Source organism: Mesorhizobium sp. LHD-90 (assembly GCF_030929505.1).
Taxonomy (GTDB): Bacteria; Pseudomonadota; Alphaproteobacteria; order Rhizobiales; family Rhizobiaceae; genus Kumtagia.
The window spans coordinates 171410-178220 of sequence record NZ_JAVFVV010000014.1 but is presented as its reverse complement, the minus strand read 5'-3'; the positions used below and the strand labels follow the sequence as shown (position 1 = coordinate 178220).

The following is a 6811-nucleotide window of genomic DNA, read 5'->3' as shown; positions in this document are numbered from 1 at the left end:
CTCCTTCAGTGACTTGAATGCACGGAACTGGTCGAGCGGATGCAGGTTCTCGCGATGCACGTTCTCGGCAAGCGAATCCTCTTCGGCCGAAGTCGTTCCGCTGCGGTTGACAATGCAGGGGATCGGCTCGTTCTTTGCCAGACGCTTCTGCTTGACCAGAATGCCGAGCGCGAGATAGCGGCGACCGCCCGCCGGCACTTCGAAGGTGCCGGTCTCCTCTCCATTTCCGTCGAGCACAGGACGAACGTTCAGGCTCTGCAGGAGCTTTCGCCGACCGATGTCCTCGGCGAGCTGCTCGATGGTGACGCCGTCCTTTACCCTGCGGACATTCTCCTGCGACAGCACAAGCTTGTCGTAGGCAATGTTCTCCGAAGGATTCATTGCGATCTTCTGATTGGCCTTTGCCATGATCAGGGTCTCCATGACGGGCGGCCCGGGGCCTCTCCCCGAACCACCAAACCCGTCAGAAACCCTCCCCTCCCCCCTCTGCCTCTCGCGGCGCCGCACCGGCGCACGCCGGCGGCCTTAATGCGGTTCGGCGACATCGACCCGGCCGGCATTGCGCAGAGCCTCAAGCATGCGGGCATGATCCATGAGAATATGGATCAGCGCCTGGCGTTCCACGGTGACGGTCTTGCTGGTGCTGCGGGTGCGATCGTGGCGTGCGTGCAGGCCCTCGAACTCCGGCATGGTGGTGTAGAGATGGAGAAGAGGACGGCCGCTCATGGTACGCTCCTCCGTTCGGCAGGCGTGGGCATAGTTTCGACGCGGGGGATGTTCCATATCTCGGCGCCGGCGGCAGCATATCGGATGGCGACCGCGTGCAACGGTGCATAGGAAAGGCCATGCCAGGGGGCTGGCTCGGGCTCGCGGCCGACGGCGACCAGCGGGCCGCCCGGCGTCAGTTGCACCACGACATCGAACGCCACACACTGGCTGTCGATGGCCGGGAGGCCGGCGGCGATACATTGGGTCTTGATCGCCTCGCAGTCGTAGCCCGAGAGCATCGCGCCGTCGCGATAATGGAGGGTGAAGCCGCCGCGGCCTATGGAGAGGTGACCGCCGGGTGTTGCGAGAGCGGCGGCAATGTCGGCGGAATAGTCTGTGGTGGATTGCGGTGGCAGCATGAGGGGATCTCCGCGACGGCGGGCGGGAGGGGTCCCGCCTGGAAGGCCGTCACGACGAAAGCCACCCCCTCGGCCGAGGGGATGGCTGGAGAGCCGAACGGTGCTGGCCACCGCGGCGATGCCGTCGCCTACAGGCCGTGAAGGTTGGTCGTTCGACGTTGACCCTGTATTTTTTGTGCAGCGCCTCGATCGCCGCATCCTGACGCTCGACCTTGCGCCGCAACCGATCGAGATCGGCCGAGCATCGGTGAGGCGGTCGAGGACTTGCCGATAGGCTTCCTCATCCATTCCGGTCCAGTTGGACATGCGGCAGTTGTATCGACGCGCCTGCGACCGCGAGCGGATGGCCTGCTCTTCGGCACGATCGCGCAGGGACCGTTCGAGCTCGAACAGATTGTGCCGCCTTTCGCGCAGGCGGGCTTCCATCCGGGTCAACGCTGTGCAGGCTTCAGGATGGCTCATCATTGTGCGTCGCCCTCCCGCTGGCCAGGAATGAGCTTTGCGACGCGACGCACGATGACGAGGCGGGTATCGGCCTCCTCGGCGAGGCGGCCGATCAGGTCGAGCTCTGCATCCGAGCAGTCGCCGCGCACCTCGAGATCGATCCAATGACCGGCCCCGCCGACATGCGAATCCCGCAGCCGGTGGCTGGATGAGGTGTAAAAACTCTCGTGCGGATAGTTGAGCCGCACGCGGGTGCGCAGGAACAGGATGCCCGATCCGAGATTGCCGCAGAACAGGAACTCGTCGGCCGGCGTGGCCTTCGGGCCGCCGCCGATTTTTCGATGGCCTATCTGGCAGAAGGCTTCATCGAATTTTTCAGGGTTCGGCGTGGTGCGCACCGTCAGCTTGCCGTCAAAGACCCAGGGCGGCGGCTGAGGATCGACGCGGCCGACCGCGATCTGGCGCAGCAGGTCGAGCAGAGATGATCGGAAAGCCGACGGTGCGATGTGCCGCTGTGCCGACGAGTCGGATCAGTTAGTGAGGTCGAACAGCTTCTTGGCCTTGCCTTCCATCTCGAGCCGAACATCCTGGTGGTGCTTGTCGCGTGCGACGCGGGTAATGCCCTGCAGGAAATCGAAGACAGAGCTCGGCGGATGGCCTTCGTCGGTGAGCACGGCGTCGATGATCTTCGTGGTTTCAGCCTTGGAGAAGCCACGCTTGCGCAGGAAGGTGGTGCGGTCGTCTTCGTCGCGTGCGACGACACGCTCGCGGGCGGCCTTGATGCCGTTGATGAAGGGCATCGGCGAGGATTCGGCGAACTGGATCAGCGCCGGCTCGGCTTCGAGCGCAAACCGCGAGGCGGCATATTTGGAGTGGCGGATGGTGATTTCCTGGAAATCCTCGACGCCCCACAAATTGCGATTCTGGCATACTGCACGCAGGTAAAAGCTTGCAATCCCGAGCGTTTTCGAGCCGACCTCGCTGTTCCAGGCATAGAATCCGCGGAAGTAGAGGTCCGGTTCGCCGTTTGGCAAGCGGCCGGCTTCGATCGGGTTCAGGTCGTCGACCAGGAATACAAAGATGTCGCGGTCCGAGGCATAAAGCGTCGTCGTGTCTGTCGAGATATCGACATTGGGGTTGTAGATGCCGGTCGACCAGTCAAGCACGCCCGGCACTTTCCAGCGTGTGTCGCCGGTGCCGTTGCCGGCGATCTTCTGCACTGCCTCGATGAGTTCGTGGTCGAAAATTCTGCCGTAGTCCGGGCCTGTCACCGCTCGAAGCTCAAGACGACCGTTCTCGATCTCCAGCGTCTTGACCTGCTCGGCGCGATGCGTGGAAAGCCCATATTGCAGATTGATGCCGGCGAGCGCGGCCGGCAGCTGTCTCAGATAGGTGGCAGGCGCGCCGACCAGGCTGGCGAGCTGACCGAAACTCCAGTGCGTCGGTGCGACGGGCGCGTGCGTATCCGGCAGCGTCAACGTCAGCCGCTCCGGATTGTCGCGCGAGGCTTCCACACGGATCGACTCGCTTTCCACGATCCGGGTCTTGCTGCGTTCTGACCGCGGTTTCACCGAGTTGTGGAGATCTGTGAGGGACAGGTAGCGTTCGTCGTCCGGCCGATTGAACCATTCCGACGACACGCGACCGATGCGCTGGCCGCGACTGACGTCGACCTTATAGCCGTTAGGCCCGATGCGCGTGGGCGTTTGAATTTCCATATGGGTCATGGTCGTTCTCCGCGACGGGTGCCGGGAGCCTCTCTCCTGGCTTCGACCCGCCGCCACATCCCGGCCCCCCCTCTGCCTCTGCCTGAGCTAACCGGGGGCCCGCTGCCGCTGCGGCAGCGCGCTGGCGTCGGCGATACGCGCTCAAAACGGGAGACCGGCAAGAGGCCGGGCTTCAGCGAAGTCCGCAGCCGGCTCCCATGATGGAGACGCCCCATTGCAGCATCGCTGGTTAAGGCTGCGCCGGCGATACTGTCGCCGTTTGCGACCACAGATCTTGAAGGGTTGCTTCGCCGCTAAAACCGTGAATCAATGAAAGGCAGGGGATGCGGCGGCGTCCGGAGCGATGGAGGCGATGCGACATTTCAAACTTGCGGACCGGGTGATCAAGGAGACGGCGTCGGATCTGCAGGACGCGTTAGCGGACGCTTACCGCAAACGGGTGCGTCCGCTCTGCCTATGCACGGAAGCCGGGCTTTCGATGTACATCGCCCAGGTGGGCGACCAGTACATTGTCAAGCGTATGCCGCTGTCAGGGGGCGGGCACGATCCAGCCTGCCCGTCCTACGAGCCGCCGGACGAATTGTCCGGTCTCGGCGTGTTGATGGGCAACGCGATCCAGATTGACCCCGAAAGCGGACTGTCCGCGCTCAAGGTTGGGTTCAGCCTGACAAAGGTGGCTGCGCGCACAGCTCTTGTTCCCGGCGTGGGAGGTTCGGACGGCGTGGTCGGCGAGGCGAAGAAACTGTCGCTGCGCAGCCTTCTTCACTATCTTTGGCACCAGGCCGAGCTGACGGCCTGGACTGCGCGATGGGCCGGCAAACGCCATTGGTGGAATGTTCGCTGGCACCTGATCGAGGCGGCCCGCCACATGACGGTGAAAGGGGGAATGCTGAGCGACGTGCTGTTCGCACCGGAACCGTTTCGCTCTGCGGACAAGGCTGCGATCGAGCAACGGCGCGTGACGGCGCTTGCGCCCGCGTTGCCGTCGAGGATCGGGCCGAGGAAGCTGATGATCCTCGTCGGCGAGGTCAAGGATATCGCGCCAGCGCGCAACGGCCACCGTTTGATCATCAAGCACGTGCCGGACTTCCCGTTCTTGCTCGACGAAATTCTTTATCGTCGGCTTCAGGTCCGTTTCGAGAATGAAATGGCACTCTGGAGCGCGAACCAGGACTCCCACTTGATCGCTATCGCCACCTTTGGTCTCACCCTTGCCGGGCTGGCGGTTGTCGAGGAAATGGCGCTGATGGTGGTTTCAGAGAACTGGATCCCATACGACTCCATCTACGAAAAGAAATTGGTCGATTCACTCGCCAAGTTGAACGCACGAAGCGTGAAGGGCTTACGCTACAGCTTGCTTGCAGAGCGGCCGAGTGCAGCAGCGATGTTGCAGCGTCCGTCACATCCGCTCGCGCTCTATATTATTCCGCCATCAGCGGACCGATACTACGAGGAAGCGCTTGAAGAGCTCATCTCATCGCGGCCGGAAATCGACGCGTGGACGTGGCGGGTAGTAGACGGGGAAATGCCATCTCTGACGGATCGGTGAGGACAGGTCAATTGAGCCTCGACCGTCGTCCCTAACCTCGCCGTGGAGTTCCGGATGGACGCGCATGAGAATGCCAAAACTACGTCGTACCGCCGAATGCTGATCGTCGAGCGCCTGGAACCTGGGTGGACAAAGGGCGGCCGTGGGATTGGCTTCGACAATCGATGACCGGACGGTCCGCAAATGATGTGACCACAGGCGGCCGGATGGCGGGGCCGGGCTTCAGGACCGCTCGTCTCGAACGCATGGAAGACCACCGCGGCTCGACGGCGCGGACGAAGCCGAGATCGAGGCGCTGCGGCGCCAGCGACTTTCAAGTCCGGCCATCGACCCACGGATCGGGGGGCCGGTGTCGACCATGGGCGCGGTGCTGCGTTGTCTCGAACTGAGCCGACTGCCGCTGCTCAATAGCCCAGTGCGGTTCAGCCAGCCAGGCCGCCGGTTGTTGTGGACGAGCCGTTCGCCGCGTCCAGCGTGGGATTAATTTTAACGAGGCGACGCCTGTATGCCGATAGCCAGGCCGGGATTGATCTGTTCCGGCGCAGGGGTCGCTTGTGCCTCCCATGCCGGTATCGACTGCGCAGGTTCACCGTCGGTCGTGGCAGCGGAAATACAGTCAGGCTGTGCCGAGGGACCGTCGAGCACGTTGAACAGGCTCGCACGCGCGCTGTCGAACCAGGTAGAATGATCGGTGGCGGAGCTGTCCCGGATCGTCACGGTTGCGGTCATGCCGGACACAAGCGGCACGCCGGGCGGCACTTCGTCGATGGCGATGCGCACCGGAACGCGCTGCGCCAGCCGCACCCAAGTATAGATCGGATCCACATTCGGCGGTCCCTGCGCGCCGGCGGTTGCATTGGAAACGCTTAAGCCCCGGGTGACCGTATTGACGTGCCCGATGATCGGCGTTGAGTAGCCCATCAACTTCGCCTCGGCGCGGGCTCCCGTGCAAACGCGCGCCATCTTGGTCTCTTCAAAATATCCGTCGATCCAGAAACTGTCGGTATCGATGTCAATCACCACTGAATCGGGACCCTGGTTTTTCATGCAAAAGGGGCTCTGACGCACTCTCGCTGCGGCCACAGCCTAAGTTGCACCGACGAGGCGCGCCTGGAGCAGATCAATCTTGGCGCGGCCGTACATTTGCCGCTTGATGAGTTTGAGCTTGGTGATCTGGCCTTCCCGCGTCAAAACGGACTGGCGCTCGCGCTGCGCGACATCGGATGCATCAATAGGTCCATCTTCCTGCCCCAATGGTGGCAGAACCCGGAAATGCGCAGGAACGCGACCGCCGGACTCAACAAGAGCGAGGCCCAAAATACCCTGGCTCGCGCGCTGTTTTTCAATCGGCTCGGAGAGCTGCGGGACAGAACCTTCGAGAGCCAGTACTATCGGGCGTCCGGACTGAACCTGCTGATCAACGCCATCGTCTATTGGAACACGCTCTATCTCGAACCGGCGTTCGCCGAACTCAACCGGGAAGGCGTCACCACACCGCCGGACGTGATCAAACACATCACCCCGCTCGGATGGCAGCACATCAGCCTGACCGGCGATTACATCTGGACCCCGACAGACAACCTCGACCTCAGGCCACTGCGACGCGAAACATCTATGCTGGCAGCCTGATCACCCTATGTTCTCAAAGGTCGGACAGATTCATCACTTTCGTGTCGTGACGCCTACACCTATGTCACCACCAAAGACTTCCTGCTGGAGTTCGGCCTCGCCACGCAGCGGGATTTGCCGGATTTCGAGGCGCTCGAAGACGCCGGCCTGCTGTCGAAGGAGAAGCTGCTGGCGGGCGACATTGTGCCCGACTTTTCCGGCAGCCACGAGGAAGCCGCCGAGATCGAGGACTAGCGGCCCGCCGATCGATCCTCGCCGTCGGCAGCCGCGCACGTTCGCGGCTGCCGACGGCGCGGCCTATGTCGGCGGGGCGGCGGCCGTTGCTGTTGCGGCCG

General features: G+C 62.9%; 6 protein-coding genes and 3 pseudogenes. 3 read left to right on the top strand and 6 right to left on the bottom strand.

The features are described from left to right. The 5 genes from RB623_RS20370 to RB623_RS20350 form a co-directional block, all read right to left on the bottom strand. A partial coding sequence (locus RB623_RS20370; RefSeq protein WP_308058780.1) for a ParB/Srx family N-terminal domain-containing protein occupies positions 1-408 on the bottom strand: 408 nt, incomplete at its 3' end. 117 nt (positions 409-525) lie between these two features. Next, positions 526-726 carry a hypothetical protein gene (locus RB623_RS20365; protein ID WP_308058779.1) on the bottom strand — a complete coding sequence of 67 codons (201 nt, stop codon included), beginning with the start codon at positions 724-726 and terminating at the stop codon, positions 526-528. Further along, positions 723-1127 carry a hypothetical protein gene (locus RB623_RS20360; protein WP_308058778.1) on the bottom strand — a complete coding sequence of 135 codons (405 nt, stop codon included), beginning with the start codon at positions 1125-1127 and terminating at the stop codon, positions 723-725. The genes RB623_RS20365 and RB623_RS20360 overlap by 4 nt, the downstream gene beginning before the upstream one ends. Before the next feature lie 461 nt (positions 1128-1588). Then, a complete protein-coding gene (locus RB623_RS20355; protein ID WP_308058777.1) occupies positions 1589-1969 on the bottom strand; it encodes a hypothetical protein in 381 nt (126 codons plus the stop codon). A 132-nt stretch (positions 1970-2101) separates the two neighbouring features. Beyond that, positions 2102-3298: a DUF932 domain-containing protein gene (locus tag RB623_RS20350; RefSeq protein WP_308058776.1), complete on the bottom strand. Its 1197-nt coding sequence runs from the start codon at positions 3296-3298 to the stop codon at positions 2102-2104. Positions 3299-3650: 352 nt separating this feature from the next. On the opposite strand from RB623_RS20350, the gene RB623_RS20345 reads away from it, so the two are divergent. Then, positions 3651-4847, top strand: a complete 1197-nt coding sequence (locus RB623_RS20345; protein WP_308058775.1) for a DUF1173 domain-containing protein — start codon at positions 3651-3653, stop codon at positions 4845-4847. Positions 4848-5333: 486 nt separating this feature from the next. Here RB623_RS20345 and RB623_RS20340 read toward each other — a convergent pair. Further along, positions 5334-5858 (bottom strand): annotated as a pseudogene (locus tag RB623_RS20340) (HlyD family secretion protein); the annotation flags it as partial. A gap of 165 nt (positions 5859-6023) precedes the next feature. Between RB623_RS20340 and RB623_RS20335 the strand changes: the two are divergent. Beyond that, positions 6024-6476, top strand: a pseudogene (locus tag RB623_RS20335) (Tn3 family transposase); the annotation flags it as partial. A gap of 54 nt (positions 6477-6530) precedes the next feature. Further along, a pseudogene (locus RB623_RS20330) lies at positions 6531-6710 on the top strand (SMC-Scp complex subunit ScpB); the annotation flags it as partial. Positions 6711-6811: the final 101 nt, after the last annotated feature.